The 17,284-nt window shown below is 53.8% G+C and carries 19 protein-coding genes; 4 read left to right on the top strand and 15 right to left on the bottom strand.

What is annotated here, in order from left to right; translation table 11 throughout:
• Window positions 1-40: 40 nt before the first annotated feature.
• Window positions 41-976: a LysR family transcriptional regulator gene (locus G8S19_RS08140; protein WP_048211232.1), complete on the bottom strand. Its 936-nt coding sequence runs from the start codon at window positions 974-976 to the stop codon at window positions 41-43.
• A 111-nt stretch (window positions 977-1,087) separates the two neighbouring features.
• Between G8S19_RS08140 and G8S19_RS08135 the strand changes: the two genes are divergently transcribed.
• Complete coding sequence (locus G8S19_RS08135) at window positions 1,088-2,287, top strand: MFS transporter (RefSeq protein WP_124022149.1); 1,200 nt, start codon at window positions 1,088-1,090, stop codon at window positions 2,285-2,287.
• Window positions 2,288-2,365: 78 nt separating this feature from the next.
• Here the strand turns inward: G8S19_RS08135 and flgL are convergent, their stop codons facing one another.
• The 11 genes from flgL to flgB all read right to left on the bottom strand — a co-directional run bounded on the left by flgL (window position 2,366) and on the right by flgB (window position 12,217).
• Complete coding sequence (flgL, locus tag G8S19_RS08130; RefSeq protein WP_048211231.1) at window positions 2,366-3,319, bottom strand: flagellar hook-associated protein FlgL; 954 nt, start codon at window positions 3,317-3,319, stop codon at window positions 2,366-2,368.
• A 14-nt stretch (window positions 3,320-3,333) separates the two neighbouring features.
• A complete protein-coding gene (gene flgK / locus G8S19_RS08125; RefSeq protein WP_048211230.1) occupies window positions 3,334-4,992 on the bottom strand; it encodes a flagellar hook-associated protein FlgK in 1,659 nt (552 codons plus the stop codon).
• A gap of 64 nt (window positions 4,993-5,056) precedes the next feature.
• On the bottom strand, window positions 5,057-6,007 hold the full coding sequence (flgJ, locus tag G8S19_RS08120) for a flagellar assembly peptidoglycan hydrolase FlgJ (protein WP_061068124.1): 951 nt from the start codon (window positions 6,005-6,007) through the stop codon (window positions 5,057-5,059).
• Window positions 6,007-7,083: a flagellar basal body P-ring protein FlgI gene (locus G8S19_RS08115; RefSeq protein ID WP_086523801.1), complete on the bottom strand. Its 1,077-nt coding sequence runs from the start codon at window positions 7,081-7,083 to the stop codon at window positions 6,007-6,009. The genes flgJ and G8S19_RS08115 overlap by 1 nt, the downstream gene beginning before the upstream one ends.
• 33 nt (window positions 7,084-7,116) lie before the next feature.
• A complete protein-coding gene (flgH, locus tag G8S19_RS08110) occupies window positions 7,117-7,815 on the bottom strand; it encodes a flagellar basal body L-ring protein FlgH (protein WP_003836756.1) in 699 nt (232 codons plus the stop codon).
• 57 nt (window positions 7,816-7,872) lie between these two features.
• Entirely contained in the window at window positions 7,873-8,655 is a 783-nt protein-coding gene (gene flgG, locus G8S19_RS08105) for a flagellar basal-body rod protein FlgG (RefSeq protein ID WP_005129045.1), read from the bottom strand.
• A 13-nt stretch (window positions 8,656-8,668) separates the two neighbouring features.
• On the bottom strand, window positions 8,669-9,424 hold the full coding sequence (locus tag G8S19_RS08100) for a flagellar basal body rod protein FlgF (protein ID WP_048211227.1): 756 nt from the start codon (window positions 9,422-9,424) through the stop codon (window positions 8,669-8,671).
• Window positions 9,425-9,444: 20 nt separating this feature from the next.
• On the bottom strand, window positions 9,445-10,656 hold the full coding sequence (gene flgE, locus G8S19_RS08095) for a flagellar hook protein FlgE (RefSeq protein WP_048211226.1): 1,212 nt from the start codon (window positions 10,654-10,656) through the stop codon (window positions 9,445-9,447).
• 26 nt (window positions 10,657-10,682) lie between these two features.
• Window positions 10,683-11,381: a flagellar hook assembly protein FlgD gene (flgD, locus tag G8S19_RS08090; protein ID WP_040230672.1), complete on the bottom strand. Its 699-nt coding sequence runs from the start codon at window positions 11,379-11,381 to the stop codon at window positions 10,683-10,685.
• A gap of 11 nt (window positions 11,382-11,392) precedes the next feature.
• Window positions 11,393-11,797, bottom strand: coding sequence for a flagellar basal body rod protein FlgC (flgC, locus tag G8S19_RS08085; RefSeq protein ID WP_045441655.1), 405 nt, complete (start codon window positions 11,795-11,797; stop codon window positions 11,393-11,395).
• Between the two features lie 3 nt (window positions 11,798-11,800).
• Window positions 11,801-12,217, bottom strand: coding sequence for a flagellar basal body rod protein FlgB (gene flgB / locus G8S19_RS08080; RefSeq protein WP_003036189.1), 417 nt, complete (start codon window positions 12,215-12,217; stop codon window positions 11,801-11,803).
• Between the two features lie 157 nt (window positions 12,218-12,374).
• Here flgB and flgA point away from each other — a divergent pair, with 157 nt between their 5' ends.
• The 3 genes from flgA (at window position 12,375) to flgN (ending at window position 13,847) form a co-directional block, all read left to right on the top strand.
• Window positions 12,375-13,034 (top strand): flagellar basal body P-ring formation chaperone FlgA, encoded by a 660-nt coding sequence (gene flgA, locus G8S19_RS08075; RefSeq protein WP_061068834.1) that lies wholly within the window; start codon window positions 12,375-12,377, stop codon window positions 13,032-13,034.
• Between the two features lie 93 nt (window positions 13,035-13,127).
• Window positions 13,128-13,421: a flagellar biosynthesis anti-sigma factor FlgM gene (flgM, locus tag G8S19_RS08070; RefSeq protein WP_005129057.1), complete on the top strand. Its 294-nt coding sequence runs from the start codon at window positions 13,128-13,130 to the stop codon at window positions 13,419-13,421.
• Between the two features lie 3 nt (window positions 13,422-13,424).
• Window positions 13,425-13,847: a flagella biosynthesis chaperone FlgN gene (flgN, locus tag G8S19_RS08065; RefSeq protein WP_048211225.1), complete on the top strand. Its 423-nt coding sequence runs from the start codon at window positions 13,425-13,427 to the stop codon at window positions 13,845-13,847.
• 88 nt (window positions 13,848-13,935) lie between these two features.
• Here the strand turns inward: flgN and murJ are convergent, their stop codons facing one another.
• The 3 genes from murJ to G8S19_RS08050 all read right to left on the bottom strand — a co-directional run bounded on the left by murJ (window position 13,936) and on the right by G8S19_RS08050 (window position 17,267).
• Window positions 13,936-15,471, bottom strand: coding sequence for a murein biosynthesis integral membrane protein MurJ (gene murJ, locus G8S19_RS08060; protein ID WP_101742057.1), 1,536 nt, complete (start codon window positions 15,469-15,471; stop codon window positions 13,936-13,938).
• A 223-nt stretch (window positions 15,472-15,694) separates the two neighbouring features.
• Window positions 15,695-16,618, bottom strand: a complete 924-nt coding sequence (locus tag G8S19_RS08055) for a Gfo/Idh/MocA family protein (RefSeq protein ID WP_115643185.1) — start codon at window positions 16,616-16,618, stop codon at window positions 15,695-15,697.
• A gap of 1 nt (window position 16,619) precedes the next feature.
• Window positions 16,620-17,267 (bottom strand): YceH family protein, encoded by a 648-nt coding sequence (locus G8S19_RS08050; RefSeq protein ID WP_048211222.1) that lies wholly within the window; start codon window positions 17,265-17,267, stop codon window positions 16,620-16,622.
• Window positions 17,268-17,284 lie beyond the last annotated feature (17 nt).

The raw sequence follows: 17,284 nt of genomic DNA, 5'->3' as shown, positions 1-17,284 counted from the left end.
TCCTAAGCAATGAAAAAGCCGACCTCAGGGTCGGCTTTTTTTATACGTCGTGAACGCCCCTCATCCCTGCTACCTGTGGCATAACATCTTTCATCAACGCCAGAAATTTGCGTAAACGGGTTGGATAATAACGAGCCCAGGGATAAACCAAATGCACGGGCAATGACGACGCATGCCAGTCAGGTAATAGCGTAATCAATCTTCCGCTGGCGATATCGTCTTCAACCATCCAGCTTGAGACAAGCGTAACCCCCAGCCCCGCAAGTGCAGCATTTCTGGCGACATAAATACTGTCGGTACTTAATCTGGGAGAAATATTTAACGTGATAGCTTCGTTACGCCGGTGGTGAAGTAACGACACGCTGTGCTGATAAAATGTATTTACCGCGATCCAGGGCAGCGCCGATAGCTGTTCAGGGTGAGTCAAAATCCCAAATTGCGCGAGAAGCTCAGGGCTTGCCACCATACTTCGCGGGACTTCAGCCAGTAAAACCGAGACCGTAGCAGGATCAACCTCAGCCCCAACCCGGATAGCGCAGTCGATATTGTCGCTGAGAAAATCAACGGTCTTATCATTCAGCATCCACTCAACAGATAACTGTGGATAGCGGGAAAGGAACTGCAGAAGCGGCTCAAGGAGTTGTTGTTGGCCGAACGCATGTGGCGCCCGAACCCGCAACGTCCCCACCGGTTCATCCTCCGTGATGTTCAGTCCGTCCTCCAGCGCCAGCCAGGCATCAATAATGTGTTTGGCATGCTGATACCCTCGCTCACCATCATCAGTCAGCTTCATTGCATGGGTGGTACGCATAATCAGCTTAACGCCCAACAGCGTCTCAAGGGATTGTAACCGCCGACTGACGGTTGCCTGGGTGGTGCCCATTTGCTTGGCCGCCGCTGAAAGCGAACCGGCCTCGACGATGCGCACAAACGTGCGCATCAATTCCACCCTATCTATACGTTCAGTTTTTATCATTTAGTCGTTATTCATACGTGTAACGTATAACTGTTTTACCACTGCGCTCGCTACCGTGCTACCGGTTGAAGGATAAAAATAGCCACACATCCCGTGATTGAGGAATCATTTGTGAACACACACACCGCACTTTCCCGTTGGGTTATTTTTGTTCTGGCACTGGGCGCTGGGTTCAGCGTTGCCGCAATCTATTATGCCCAGCCTCTTTTACCTTTAATGGGTCAGGACCTGGCCTTAAGCGTCACCGGCATGGGGCTGGTGCCAACGCTCACCCAGGCAGGATACGCGCTGGGCATTTTGTTTTTGTTGCCGCTGGGCGACCGTTATGACCGCCGGACATTAATCCTGCTAAAAAGCGTCTCTCTTGCCGCGCTGCTGTTGGCCTGCAGCTTTACCGGTCAGTTGCATTCGCTACTGCTGGTTAGCTTACTGATGGGGATGGCAGCGACCATGGCTCAGGATATCGTGCCGGCCGCAGCCATCCTTGCGCCTGAGGGCAAGCAGGGAAAAACAGTAGGTACCGTCATGACCGGTCTTCTGCTGGGGATCCTACTCTCGCGGACCATCAGCGGGATGGTAGGTGAAGCCTATGGCTGGCGGGAAATGTATCAACTTGCCGCCGTCAGTATTGCCGTGATTGCCGTACTGATGTGGAAAATGCTGCCCCGCTTTACGGTCCATTCCACGCTGAGTTATCCGGCATTAATGTTCTCCATGGCGCAACTGTGGCAGCGTTATCCTGCACTGCGCAGGGCGGCGTTGGCTCAGGGCTTCCTGTCCATTGCCTTTAGCGCCTTCTGGTCAACACTGGCGGTTATGCTCTCTGAGCATTACCACATGGGCAGTGCGATGGCGGGAGCATTTGGTATTGCAGGGGCAGCCGGGGCGCTGGCAGCCCCTATGGCAGGTCATCTGGCAGATAAAGTAGGTGCCGGACGGGTAACACAGTTGGGGGCGCTGTTAGTCACGCTTTCATTTGCCCTGATGTTCTTGCTTCCGGCCCTGCCAGTACAGGGGCAGTGGCTGCTGATTGCCCTGTCAGCGATAGGCTTTGATCTCGGACTGCAATCCAGCCTGGTCGCCCACCAGAACCTGGTTTATAGCCTGGAGCCTCAGGCAAGAGGTCGTCTGAATGCGTTGCTATTTACCATGGTGTTTATCGGCATGGCGCTGGGTTCTGTACTCGGAAGTCAGGCCTATGCGCTGGCAAACTGGGAAGGCGTGGTGACACTGGCCACTTTCAGCGGCGTTGTTGCGCTGGTAATTAGACTGACCGGTAAATTGCCTGTTAGCCAGACAACTGCAGCCTAAAAAAATGCCCGCTCCGGGGTGTATGTGGAGCGGGCAGACAAACATATCCAGTTTCATGATATGTTTCAAAAAGGATCGTTACCGGTTGAGCTGGAACAGTGACATTCCCTGCATATCGGTAAACGTTTTATACGATGCCTGTAGCGCAGCCTGCTGCATAACATACGAAGAAATCGCCGCATTCCAGTCAACATCAACCAGATTGCTCATCTGCTGCGTTTGACCCAACGCGCGATCGGCCCCCAGCGAGTCCAGAGCGCTAAGTTCACTGAGTTGCGTACCGAGTTCAGCACGAACAGACAGCACGTTATTCAGTGAGTTCTTCAGACCACGGTTGGATTTATCGATGGCTGCTTTGGCTGCATCTCTTGCCGCATCATCGCCTTCAATCGGCGTATTCAGGGCCGCAATAGCGGAATCCAGCATGGCGAATAAGTTCGTTTCTGACTTGCTTCCATCTGGCTCCGGAACCGCGTTGCTGGTCACCGAGTCAAAAATCTTATCCCCGGTATGACCAATCACCATTGACCGAGCGGCATCGACCTGTTGGGTAATATTTTGCGTTCCACCACTATAGGCACCATCAGTCTGGGCAAATGGTGGGGCTTCCGTTTTGTAGCCGCCAAAGATATAACGACCATTACCGTCGGTACTGTTCGCCAGATTCATTAACTGATCGCGGATCCCTTGCAAATCAGTTGCCAACGATGCCCGGTTATCATCACTCAATGTCCCATTGCCAGCATTGACAATTTTTTCCTGTGCCGCGGTAATAGCGGTCGTCGCCCGGCTTAACACGTTCTCTTCCAGTGACACTTTTTGCGTCGCGAAAGTACGCGCCAGCGTATATTGGCTGTTCTGTGCCTGAGCCTGTGAAAGCACCACGGCCTGTGATGCGGCAATCGGATCGTCAGACGGGTTGTTCACGCGTTTCCCCGTTGACATCTGCTCGCCAAATTTCAACCATTCAGCCTGAGAGTTGGTGATGCCGCGCATATTCTGCTGGTACATCATCTGAGTACTGATACGCATTGAGTTCCTCTCCCTTAGCGAATATTCAGCAGTGCATCAAAGAGCGAATTCGCCGTTTGCAGTACCTGAGCGTTGGCCAGGTAATACTGCTGATAACGCTGCAAATTCCCGTACTCTTCGTCGAGGTTAACCCCGGAAATAGACTGTTGCTGATTTGAAAGCTGCGTGACCACGTTGTTTTGCGTGGTGCTGCTGGTTTTTAAGGTCGCCGTTTTGTTCCCGACATCGCTCACCAGCGTAGCGTAAGCATCGTTAAAGGTTTTATTCCCGATGGTTGCCTTGGTTTGCAGATCCAGCAGTTTCTGGCCGTTACGGTTATCGCTTTTACCTTTATCAACATTGGGATCAGTGTCATTTTTGGACACTTCAGCCATGGCGATTTTCGACTCATCGGTCACCGCCACTTTCATATTAATAATGGCGTCACCCACGGGTTTCACCGTAAAGCTGTCATTTGCCAGCGCACCATTTTTGACGGTGATTTCCAGCCCATCAAAGGACATTTTTCCGCCAGTAACCGTCGGCTTAAAGCTGGTATTGTCAGCCAGACGGGTTACCTGCCAGTCAGTACCATCAAACGTAATTTTATAGTCGGTTGCCTGCACCGACGAGCTATCCGTCATTTTAACATCAAGCGCACCGGTCCCTTTATTCTTCGTATTGCTAAGGACTGCCGGGCCACCAATATCGAAAAAGTTTTTGCCCGGGTCGCCGTTGGCATCAAAACCTTCTTTGTGCTGCGTGTTAAACGCATCAGCAAAGGCGAGGGCCAACTGACCAAGGGTATTACGCGTCTGGTCGAGTTCCTGCGAACGGAACGTCAACAGCCCGCCCAGCGAACCGGTCGTGATCAGTTTTTCCGGGATGGCAACTTCTCCGGCCACGCCGTCAACATAAGCGACGGTCGTGCGAGAGGGATCATCGCTGGAAGGTACAGCAGCCAGTTGGCGAGCATTGCTGCCTTGCACCAGCGAATAGCCATTCGCCATGGTCACGTTGTAGGTGCCGCCGTCCTGAATGCTGACTTCCACACCGACAATCTTGTTCAGATCACTCACCAGTTGATCGCGCTGATCGAGCAGATCGTTAGGTGATGCACCCGCACCAACGCCGGTCAAACGGGAGATTTGGTCGTTAAGGCTGGCAATTTGCTTCGAATAGTTGTTGATTTGATCGACGCTGGCCTTAATCGCAATATTGACTTGCTTATCCTGATCGCGCAGATATTGGTCCGTCGTTCTGAACTGATTGACTAAGCCATCAGCTTTACCGATAAGTGCCTGACGCGCCGCCGGATCTTCTGCGTTACTCACCAACGTCTGTAGGCTGGTAAAAAAGCCCTGCATCGACGTTGAGATCGAACTGGTTTTGCTGGCGAGCAGGTTGTCGATTTTTGACATTTGCTCGTAACGTGTCGTCAGACCGCTGCTCTGGTTCTGCGCCGCACGTAACTGATTAGTGATAAATGAGTCATACTCACGCTGTACGCCAGAAACATAGACACCATTGCCGACCCAGCCCCCCGCACCCAGCGTGCTGTTCGCTTGCGCCATAATTGTCGTTTGTCGGGTATAGCCGGCAACGTTATAGCTGGAGATGTTATTACTGGCAGTGTTCAACGCGGCCTGCGCTGCGCTGAGTCCACTCATCGCGTTATTAATCAAGCTGGACATGGAGGTTCCTTGTAATCCTTCAATACTCGGTATTATCGGCAGCAGGTCAGCAGACTTGAGCTATTTAAAAGAGATTATCGAGATTCGTGCTGTAGGTTTTACTCACCTTTTCGCTCATCGATTTTAGCTGCTGGATCATGCTGGTTAATTTGCGCGCATAGTTAGGGTCAGTGGCGTAACCCGCATTCTGCAATGCCTGGGCACCCTGCTCTGCGGTCGCGGCACCGGTCACCGCTGCGTAACGCGGATTGCGGGATATCAGACCGACATAATCCGACAGTGCTTCAAGATAGGAGCTATAAACACGGAATTTCGCTTTCACTTTTTTCGCCTCACCGTTTTCGTATTCGGTGGTGGTGATTTCAGTGGTCGGCCCTTTCCAGCTTCCCGAGGCTTTCACACCAAAAATGTTAAAACTCGGCTCGCCGTTCTCCCGTCGAATTTGTCGTTGCCCCCACCCGGACTCCAGCGCCGCCTGCGCCAGAATCAGATGATGAGGAACCCCACTCTGCTGACTGGCCAGTTTTGCCGGCAGAGAAAGTTGAGCCAGAAAGTCTTTACTGTCACCCGACAGCGGCTCATCATTGCTTTCCGTCGCCCGGGGAATGGCTTTACGCACCAGTTGCGTCAGCGCCTGATTTTGATAGCTGGTCACCGTTTCCAGCGAGAACTTCATCGGCACCTGCGGCGCATCATCCGCAGGTTGCGCCTGCCCTTCGGTCATCTGCTTGACCATCATTTCAGCCAGCCCCAGACCTTTTCCTGCCGTCATCTGCTGGGCGATCTGTTGGTCATACATGCTGGTGTATAAACGCGTGGAGTCGCTGCTAAACACACCGTCTTTTGGCAACGCCTCGCGCATACTTTTCAGCATCATCTGCACGAACATCCCTTCAACCTGGCGGGCGACCGGGCGGATATTTGCCGCCGGGTCCTGACCCGCTTTCGCTTTCAGTTCGTTCAGTGATTGTGCATCCCAGGCGGCGCTGGTCAGCAGTTTGCTATCACCAATCATCAGATGATTTCCAGTTTGGCGCGCAGACAACCCGCACTTTGCATGGATTGCAGGATAGACATCAGGTCCATCGGTGTTGCTCCCAGCGCATTCAATGCACGTACGACGTTGTTCAGGTTGGCGCTGGAACGAACGCTCTGCAACGAACCACCGCTCTGGCGCAGATCGATCTGCGTTTGTGGCGTCACCACGGTTTGTCCACCACCAAACGGTGTATCCGGTTGGCTGACATTCGCCTGGCGGTTAACCGTAATCGACAGATTGCCTTGTGCAACAGCGCAACTATCCAGCGTCACCTCGCGGTTCATGACCACCGATCCCGTACGGGAGTTAATAATCACCTTCGCGTCCTGCGGCGTGACGTTCACTTCCATATTCTGGATATCCGCGAGGAAACGTACCTGCGAGCTATTGCCATTCGGGACGCGTACCTGGATCGTGCGTGCATCCAGCGCTGTTGCGCTGCCAAAGCCGCGCGAGCGGTTAATGGTGTCGGTAATTTGCTGCGCCATGGTGAAATCTTCATTATTCAGCTGCAAATTAATGGTGTTACCGCCGCCGAACTGGCTGGGTAATTCGCGTTCGATGGTCGCGCCGTTGGTAATACGTCCGCCATTGAGCTGGTTCACCTGCACGCTGCTACCACCCGCTGCGGCGCCTGCACCACCGACCAGAATATTCCCCTGCGCCAACGCATACACCTGGCTATCGACCCCTTTCAGCGGCGTCATCAGCAGCGTTCCGCCGCGCAGGCTTTTGGCGTTACCCATTGAAGAGACCACTACGTCAATGGTTTGCCCCTGACGACCAAAGGCCGGGAACTGCGCGGTGACCATTACCGCTGCCACGTTTTTCAGCTGCATATTGGTGCCGGTAGGCACGGTGATCCCCAACTGCGACAGCATGTTATTCAGCGTTTGTGTCGTAAACGGTGTCTGGGTGGTCTGGTCACCCGTACCGTCCAGCCCGACCACCAGCCCGTAGCCTATCAGCGAGTTTTCCCGCACGCCCTGCACGCTGGTCAGATCACGAATGCGATCGGCATGCGCAAAGGTGGTAGCCAGTACCAGTACCATTCCAACAAGAGTTTTAAACACTGGATACCTCGCTTACATCGGCGATAAATTAAGGAAGAAACGCTGCAACCAGCCCATATTCTGCGCTTCATTGATATAGCCGTTACCGACATATTCAATACGCGCATCCGCAACCTGCGTTGACGGTACAGAGTTGCTGCCGCTAATGGTGCGCGGGTTAACAACCCCAGAGAAGCGAATGAATTCAGTGCCCTGGTTAATGGCGATCTGTTTTTCACCCACGACATGTAAATTGCCATTCACCAGTACCTGGTCAACCGTCACAGTCAACGTACCACTGAAGGTGTTCCTGGCGTTCGCGCCGCCTTTGCCGTTAAACGAGTTGCCGCCAGAAGCCTCTACGTCGGCACGCTCATTGCCAAATAATCCCTGCAGGTAACGCGGTACCGTGTCAAACCCAAAGTTAGTTTTGCCATCACGACTGGCATTCGCCGAGGAGCTTTTGCTCGCACTGACGTTTTCCTGCAATACGATAGTCAACGTATCGCCAATATTGCGCGGACGGCGGTCTTCAAATAACGGCTGGTAGCCATAATTAATCGGCTGCGCAGACTGAAATATTGATCCATTCGCCACCGGCGTCGGGCCTGGAACTGGCTGGGCAGTCGTCGCGCCCTGCACGAGCGGAGTGGCCGGGATCCAGGCGCATCCTGTCAGTGAAACCACCAGCAGGGCCAAAATCGGGTATGGGTGAAGCGCGTATTTTCGCATTGCCTTCATCTTCAAAATCAGTGCGCCGGTGAGGCTTTCACCCCACCGGACGTCACTTTAGAGTTGCGTCAGTTTCTGCAGCATCTGATCGGTGGTCGATACCGCTTTACTGTTGATTTCATAAGCACGTTGAACCTGGATCATGTTGACCAGTTCTTCCGCCACGTTGACGTTAGAGGTTTCCACATAACCCTGGTACAACAGGCCCGCACCGTTCAGCCCCGGCGTGCTTTCGTTCGGTGCGCCGGACGATTGCGTTTCGGTGTACAGATTCTCACCAATACTTTCCAGGCCGGTATCGTTCATGAAGGTCGTCAGGTTGAGCTGTCCCACCTGAACAGGCGCAGCCTGGCCCTGCTGAGTCACACTGACAATACCGTCGCGTCCAATCGTGATGCTCAGCGAGTTAGCCGGAATAGTGATTGCAGGCTGCACCTGAAACCCCCCCGCCGTTACCAACTGACCGTTCTGATCCACCTGGAAAGAGCCATCACGGGTATAAGCTGACGTGCCATCTGGTAGCATGACCTGGAAAAACCCCTGGCCTTTAATCGCCACATCTTTACTGTTGTTGGTCTGCGACAGGTTGCCCTGACTGTGTAAACGTTCGGTCGCAACCGGACGCACACCGGTACCAATCTGCAAACCAGACGGCAGCGTTGTCTGTTCAGAAGACTGAGCGCCAGGCTGGCGAATCGTCTGGTACAGCAGATCTTCAAACACCGCACGCTGGCGTTTAAAACCATTAGTACTGACGTTTGCCAGGTTGTTGGCAATCACATCCATGTTGGTTTGCTGCGCGTCCAGGCCGGTTTTGGCGATCCATAATGAATTGATCATAAAATGTCCTGTATTAACTCATCGACAGCAGTTGGTTGGCACGGCCTGCGTTATCATCCACGCTACTGATAATCTTCATCTGCATTTCGAAGCGGCGAGCGCTGGCGATCATATCGCTCATCGCGGCAACCGGTTTGACGTTACTGCCTTCCAGTACACCCGACATCACGCGGATGCTGGGGTCGGCTTGCAGTGTCGGTCCCCGGGTAGCCTGCGCTGCCGCACTCAGACGGAACATACCGTCATCACCACGTTGCACTTCACTTCCCGTCGCTTTAACCAGCTTCAGACGTCCTACTGGCGCCACCGTATTCGCAGGATCGCCGGGGTTGAGCGCCGAAATCGTTCCGTCAGCGGCGATAGTCACTTCCGACCCTTCCGGTACCGCTATAGGCCCAGCTTCGCCGATCACCGGATGTCCCTGAATGGTCAGTTCACCGGTTGGACTCACCTGAATTGCGCCATTGCGGGTGTATCCTTCGCTACCATCGGCGGTCTGCACAGCCAACCAGCCATCCTGCTGCAAAGCCACATCCAGCGGACGGGAGGTATAATCCATCTGGCCTGGCGTCATATCGGCCCCAGGCGTTGAGGCGACCACCAGCGTACGCGTTGGCAGCGAAAGCCCTTCTACGGGAACCGCACGCAGCGCGTTGAGCTGAGCACGAAAACCCGGTGTGGAGGCATTTGCCAGGTTGCTGGCCGTCACCGCCTGTTGATTCAGCGTCTGACTGGCCGCGCCCATGGCGGTATATATTGCGTGATCCATTAAGCCATCCCGTCAGGCGCTTAGCGCAGGTTGACCAGCGTGTTAAGGATCTGATCCTGGGTTTTGATGGTCTGCGCATTCGACTGATAGTTACGCTGAGCGACGATCATATTCACCAGTTCTTTACTCAAATCCACGTTAGAAGCTTCCAACGCACCGTTGGTCAGCTTGCCGAAGTTACCCGTACCCGCGGTACCCAGCAGCGCCACACCGGAAGCCTGAGTTGCTGCCCAGACGTTATCGCCCTGAGACGCCAGACCTTCGTTGTTGGCAAAGTTTGCCAGCACGATCTGTCCCAGAACCTGTTTCTGTTCGTTGGAGTAGTTACCGACTACGGTACCGTCATTGTTAATCTGGTAGCTCACCAGATCGCCCGGTTTGTAGCCGTCCTGGTTAGTGGCCACAATGTTGTTTGCACCGGTGTTCTGCTGCATGGAGTTCTGGAAACTCATTGCGAAGGTGACGGCCGGTGCGCCATTGAGCGCAGCTGTGGTGATATTGAATGTACCGCCGCCGATTAGCGCCCCATTGGTATCAAATTCCAGCGTGGACGTCGGTGCGGTTGGTACAGCAGCCTTAGGATCGCTGCTATCAATGGTATAGACAGCCCATTTGTTATCAGGCTGTTTTACAAAATAGGCGTTAACTTCGTGGGCATTGCCCAGGCTGTCATAAACGGTGACAGGGCCTTTTTTGTTATAGCTGTCAGCATCTTTCGGATCGAACTTTGTCGTTGTCGGGATTTTATCCGACGAGTTCAGGTTGATCTGCATTGAGGCCTTGCTGGTTGCCTGTGCCGCCATCAATGTATTGGGGATCGTGATCGGCCCCGGGTTCGCACCCTGCTGAACTGTCGGCGGCGTACCGGTCGCCGGATAGCCCGTCAGTTTCAGTCCCTGCATGTTAACGATATTACGGTTTTCATCGAGCTTGAACTGACCGTTACGGCTGAAGAAAACAGAACCATTGCTGTCAACCATACGGAAAAAACCGTTCTGGCTGATAGCCACATCCAGCCCACGTCCAGTGTTGGTGGTGGTACCATCGGTAAAGTCCTGGGTAATACCCGCAACTTTAACGCCCAAACCCACTTTAGAACCGGCGAACATATCGGCAAAGGATGCCGTACCGGATTTAAAACCGTAAGTGGCGGAGTTGGCGATGTTGTTACCAATGACATCGAGGTTGGTCGCTGCAGCGTTCAGACCGCTGACCGCTTGTGAAAAGGCCATGACTTACTCCTGATAAGTGTGAAGGCTTAAATTATCTGCCGTACTTCGTCGAGGGTGGTGGTTCCATAGGTGCCCAGGTCCAGCGTATTACCGCCGTTACTGCGGATAACACCCTGCACCAGCGCAAACTGTAGAGGCTGCGCCACAAGTTGCGTTCCGGCGTTGCTGGCCGCAATCGAAACGTTATACGAACCGCTCGGCGCATCCGTGCCGTCCGTCATGGTGCCATCCCAGGTAAAGGTGTGAACGCCCGCTTTCAACCCGCCAATATCAATGGTGCGTACCACCTTGCCGTCTTTATCGGTAATGGTTGCGGTAACCTTATCTGCCGGTTGCTGCAGCTCAACGCCAAACGGCGTCGTGGTCGTCGTTGCCCCTTCTTCTGCACCTTTACCGGTCAGAATGGTGGTCCCTGGGATCATGACGCCATGACCAATCAGCGTACTGGCCTGTAACGACTGGCTGCTATCAATCTGTCCGGAGATCGATCCCAGTGTGGTATTCAATTTTTCAATGCCGCTTACGGTACTAATTTGCGCTAACTGGGTAGTCAACTCATTGTTTTGCAGCGGGTTGGTCGGGTCCTGGTTTTTTAACTGCGCGACCAGAAGCGTCAGAAAGCTGCTTTGCAGATCAGCCGCGTTGCTCCCTGTCAGCGAACTTTTGCCAGTGGCAGCATTAACACCCGACGTACTCGGGTCATTCATTTTTACAGCAACGGACATGTGCGCCTCCTTTACTGGCCCAGCGTCAGCGTTTTAAGCATCAAGCTTTTTACGGTATTGAGCACTTCAACGTTTGCCTGATAGCTGCGTGAAGCAGACATGGTGTTAACCATCTCGCCGACCACGTCGACATTCGGCATTTTTACGTAGCCATTCGCATCCGCCAGCGGATTGCCCGGCTCATAAACCAGCTTGTCCGGCGCCTGACTTTCAATGACGTCAGCGACTTTTACGCCACCGGTTGCTGCGCCTGGCGCTGCATCGACCTGAAAAACAACCTGTTTTGCGCGATACGGCTGACCATCAGGTCCGGTCACGCTATCGGCGTTCGCCATGTTGCTGGCAGCCACGTTCAGACGCTGAGACTGAGCCGTCAGCGCAGAACCTGCGATATCAAAAATATTGAGCAACGCCACGGGTTAGTTCCCTCCTTGCAGCACGTTCATCATGCCCTTGATTTGCCCACCTAACGCGGTAAGCCCCATCTGGTACTTCAGGCTGTTATCCGCAAACTGCGTACGCTCCCGGTCCATATCCACCGTGTTGCCATCCAGAGACGGCTGGTCAGGAATGCGATAGAGCAACTCCGTAGATGGCGCCGAGACAGTCTGGGCAGGAATGTGTTGTGCAGAGGTCAGCGTCAACGAAACACCGCCGGTTTCTTCCCGCCCGCGCACCATGACTTTTTTTAATTCACTGGCGAAATCCAGGTCGCGCGCCTGATACCCCGGCGTGTCGGCATTGGCAATGTTGGCCGCTAATATTTCCTGGCGTTGGGCGCGCAAATTCAGCGCTTCCTGTTGAAAACGTAAGGCGGCGTCGAGCTTATCGAGCATATCTCCTCCGCAAATGACAAAATTCAGCCGACAGCTTAAATCCCATCACGCGCGCGTTATCGCCGGAATAAACGCAAAATGCGTCGCTATTTGTTGCGTTGATGACTGCGTCACACAGGTAGAATCCTGCCACTACCTGAAAAAGCGCGAGGTTTTGATGCAAACGTTTAAACGTGGAATAGTTGTGGCAGCACTGCTGTTCAGCCCTATGACGCTGGCACAAGACCTGAATTCGCAGTTAACCGCGTGGTTTTCCCAGCGCCTGGCCGGGTTTAGCGATGAGGTGGTCGTCACTGTCCGTACGCCGCCAAACTTGCAGCCCAGCTGTGACCAGCCTGCGCTGAGCGTGTCCGGCAGTGCGAAACTGTGGGGTAACGTGAACGTACTGGCCCGCTGCGCCAATGAAAAACGCTATCTGCAGGTCACTGTGCAAGCCACCGGCAACTATGTTGTCGCAGCAGCCCCTGTTGCCCGAGGAAGCGCCCTGAACGCGGCCAGCGTAACGCTAAAACGAGGTCGTCTGGATCAACTGCCGCCTCGCGCCGTACTGGACATTAATCAGGTTCAGGATGCCGTGAGCCTGCGCGACCTGGTTCCGGGTCAGCCAATCCAGCTCACAATGTTGCGCCAGGCATGGCGGATAAAAGCGGGTCAACGCGTGATGGTTATCGCCAACGGAGACGGCTTTCGGGTCAATGCCGAAGGTAAAGCGCTCAACAATGCAGCCGTCGCGCAAAACGCACGAGTGCGGATGATTTCGGGTCAGGTGGTGAGTGGAATCGTCGATTCTGATGGGAATATTCTTATTAACCTATAATAGGTTAAAGATTTTTTAGCGAGTGCCGATAGATAATCAACCAATGATTAAAGCGGGTCGCTATAGCGTAACCCCTCGATGAGGATAGAAAAAATGAGTATTGATCGTACCTCACCATTGAAGCCAGTAAGCACTGTCCAGCCACGCGAAACCAGCGACTCGCCGGTACAAAAAGCGCGGAAGGAAAAAACAGCGACGACAAACAGCACCAGCGTAATGCTGAGTGACGCTCAGGCCAAACTGATGCAGCCCGGCACCAATGACATCAACATGGAACGTGTCGAAGCGCTGAAAACCGCGATCCGTAACGGCGAGCTGAAAATGGATACCGGAAAAATTGCCGACTCGCTGATCCGCGAGGCACAGAGCTACCTACAGAGTAAATAAAGTATGACTCGTTTGTCAGAAATACTTGATCAGATGACGACCGTCCTCAATGACCTGAAAACGGTGATGGATGCTGAGCAGCATCAGCTTTCTGCAGGGCAGATCAACGGTAGCCAGCTACAGCGAATTACAGAAGAAAAAAGTTCTTTGCTGGCCACCCTCGATTATCTGGAACAGCAGCGCCGCCTGGAAAATGATGCCACGCGCAGCGCCAATGATGAGATTGCCGAGCGCTGGCAGACTATCACCAGGAAGACACAGCATTTGCGCGATCTCAACCAGCACAATGGCTGGCTGCTCGAAGGGCAAATCGAACGCAATCAACAGGCAATTCAAGTGCTGAAACCGCACCAGGAGCCGACGCTGTATGGCGCGAACGGCCAGACCTCTGCGGCACATCGCGGCGGGAAGAAATTCTCTATTTGATGATTGCCTGATGGCCTTGTGCTTATCAGGCAACGCTATTCTGTTGGCCGGATGCGGCGTTGCGCCGCCATCCGGCATCGGATGTTCATTACGCCGTCCGGCGTACAAACTCTTTCACTTTAAAGCCCAGCACGGCGAGCGCAGCAAAGTAAGCTGCAATACCTACCACCACGACGGCCATCAGACGCAACAAACGCCATAACATCGTACCTTGAGACCAGTCCGGCATCATGTAAAGCATCCCTACCAGCGCGGCCGACATCACCAGCACAGAAATAACCAGTCGCATCAGGAACCAGGCCCAACCCGGTTGGGGAGTAAAGATTTTCTGCTTACGCAACTGCCAGTACAGCAATGACGCGTTCAGACACGCTGCCAGACCAATCGACAGCGACAGCCCGGCATGCTTCAGCGGCCCGATAAACGCCAGGTTCATTACCTGGGTCATAATCAGCGTTACAATGGCAATCTTTACCGGCGTTTTAATATCCTGGCGCGAATAGAAACCTGGAGCCAACACTTTCACCACGATCAAGCCAATCAAACCAACCGAGTACGCCACCAGCGCACGCTGGGTCATGGCAGCATCAAAGGCGGTAAATTTACCGTACTGGAACAGAGAAACCGTCAGCGGTTTAGCCAGAATACCCAACGCTACGGCGCTCGGTAATGCCAGCAGAAAACACAAACGCAGGCCCCAGTCCATCAAACGGCAATACTCGTCATGATTACCGCTGGAAAAGCTTTTGGACAGCGATGGCAGCAGGATAGTCCCCAATGCTACGCCGAGTACGCCAGACGGAAACTCCATCAGGCGGTCGGCATAGTACATCCATGAAACCGAGCCGGAAGCCAGAAACGAGGCGAAAATCGTATTGATGATGAGAGAAATCTGGCTGACAGAGACCCCAAGGATCGCCGGGCCCATTTGCTTCACGACGCGCATCGCCCCGGCATCGTGGAAGTTCACGCGCGGCAGCACCAGCATGCCAATTTTCTTCAAATGTGGAAGCTGATAAACCAATTGCAGCACACCGCCCACGGTGACAGCCCACGCCAGCGCCAGCACCGGCGGATGGAAATAAGGCGCGGCAAACAGCGCGAAGCCGATCATACTGATATTCAGAAACGTGGGCGCAAACGCCGGAATGGAAAAGCGGTTCCAGGTGTTCAGGATTGCCCCCACCAGCGAAGCCAATGAGATCAGCAGAATATAAGGAAAGGTAATTCGCAGCAGTTGGGTGGTCAGTGTGAACTTATCTGCAGTATCTGCAAACCCTGGCGCGGTGACCATTATCACCCACGGCGCAGCAAGCATCCCGGCCACCGTGACGACGGCCAGCGCCAGCGTCAACAGCCCGGAAACATAGGCGACAAACACGCGGGTGGCGTCTTCGCCCTGCTTACTTTTGTATTCGGCAAGAATCGGTACAAACGCCTGAGAGAACGCTCCCTCAGCAAAAATGCGGCGCAGCAGGTTAGGAAGTTTGAATGCCACAAAAAAGGCATCTGTCGCCATCCCTGCGCCAAAGATTCTGGCGACAATCGCATCACGCGCAAAACCCAGCACACGTGAGAACATCGTCATCGAGCTGACGGCTGCCAGCGATTTTAATAAATTCATCTATGTTGTATTCCAGACTCTGAGGCAGAACCCCGCATAATCAGCCCATTTACCGGATAAGACATAAGCGCCGATATCCGATAATTTCGCAGTGCCTGCTGGCAACGCCTTTGCGTCTTATCAAGCCAACAAACCAGTCAAGGGCTGAAAAGAGGTGTTATTTTTGAGTTGGCATATAGTACCTGGATTACATTGAATTACTACCGCCAGATGTTACAGGGGGTTATTCCGCCATCGCCTCCCGCCACAGCATTTCGACAACGCGCTGGGCCAGTAGCGCCTGTTCGCCTGCCGTCTGCGGAACCGTCTGATTTTGCACGCACTCAATAAAATGACGTGCGCATCCGGCAAAACCACGCTGTTCCAGGGTGGTTTGCCAGCCTGCTACCGGCTTGTGCACTACGCCTTGCCCACGTTCCTCGCGCCATTCACGCATATCCGTAACGTCAATCAGGCCACCGTCCGTCACCGCCTGCACGCTCTCGCGTTGGCTACCAGCACGGCGGTGCATACTGGTGGTTATCTGTAGCTGATCGGCAGAAAAATGATGTTCAGCATAAAGCATTTCACCGATGTCATTTGTTAACAGCGTGCCACCATTAAGTTGAACCTTTCCTCCTGCCAGCCACAGCGCGGTGTCTATCACGTGCAGATAATCATCCAGCAGCGTAAAACGCAGATCGTGCGGCCCGACGCTGTTCGTACGGTGCTTGTCCATACGGACTGACGCCGCATTGCCCAACTGCACCTGTAGATCCTGATACAGCGGCGCAAAGCGACGATTAAATCCAACCATTAGCGTCAGTTTTTTCCGCGCCGCCAGCTCCACCAGTTGTTCAGCTTCGCGCAGATTTTCTGCCAGCGGCTTGTCCACACAAACATGAACGCCGGCATTCAGCAACTCACTCACTACGGCGTAGTGAGTGGCGGTACTGGAATGAACGAAAACGGCATCGCAGGTTGCCGCTAAATTCTGTACGGAATCAACGTATGGCATTCGCCAGGTCTCACAAATACGTTGCGCTTTTTCCCGCGAGGGAGACCATGCGCCCTGCAGCGTCCAGTCCGCAGATGCGCCCAACACTGGCAACCATGCCTTTTGCGCGATGCCCCCTAACCCGACCACGCCAATACGCAATTTTCCCACGTTAGTCTCCCAGGTGTGCCAATAACGAATCGAGCCGCTGTTTCAACTCTGCCACTTCGGTTTCCAGCGCTTCAACACGCGCCTGCAAATCTCCAGACGCCGCCTGCGGTTCATCTGCCGCAGCGAGTGACTCATCAACCTCGCCACAAAACAGGTGCATATAACGACTTTCTCGTTTCCCAGGTTCACGCGCCAGGCGGACCACATAAGGGCCATCTTCCCGGGTAGCCAGTTTCTCCAGCGTCGACTCCACTTCCGCCATATCGCTGAACTCATACATGCGGGATGCGCGGCTACGTAATTCACCCGGTGTTTGAGCGCCACGGAGTAACAGCGTGGTGATCAATGCCACTTCACCCGCGCTAAGCTTAAGATTGCCAAACTCTGAATTACAGAACCGCTGTTCGTATTTGGTCACGCGATTACCAAAGCCGCTAACCGTACGCAGAAAATGCCTTTTTACCAGGTTATCAAGCTGATCCTGCACGTCGGCTTCCGATAGATTCATCACCGGTTCACGGTTGGTTTTTTGATTACACGCGGTCACCACACCATTCACGGAAAGGGGATATTGTTCCGGTGTAGTAACCTGTTTTTCTAATAAGCAGCCAATCACACGGGCTTCGGTGGCGGTTAATTCGTATTTCATCGTCTTCTCCATTATTC

Origin of the sequence: Citrobacter sp. SX206 (assembly GCF_024181025.1) — a bacterium.
GTDB classification, from domain to species: domain Bacteria; phylum Pseudomonadota; class Gammaproteobacteria; order Enterobacterales; family Enterobacteriaceae; genus Citrobacter; species Citrobacter youngae.
The sequence above is the reverse complement of the archived record's forward strand: the minus strand, read 5'-3'. Positions and strand labels throughout refer to the sequence as shown.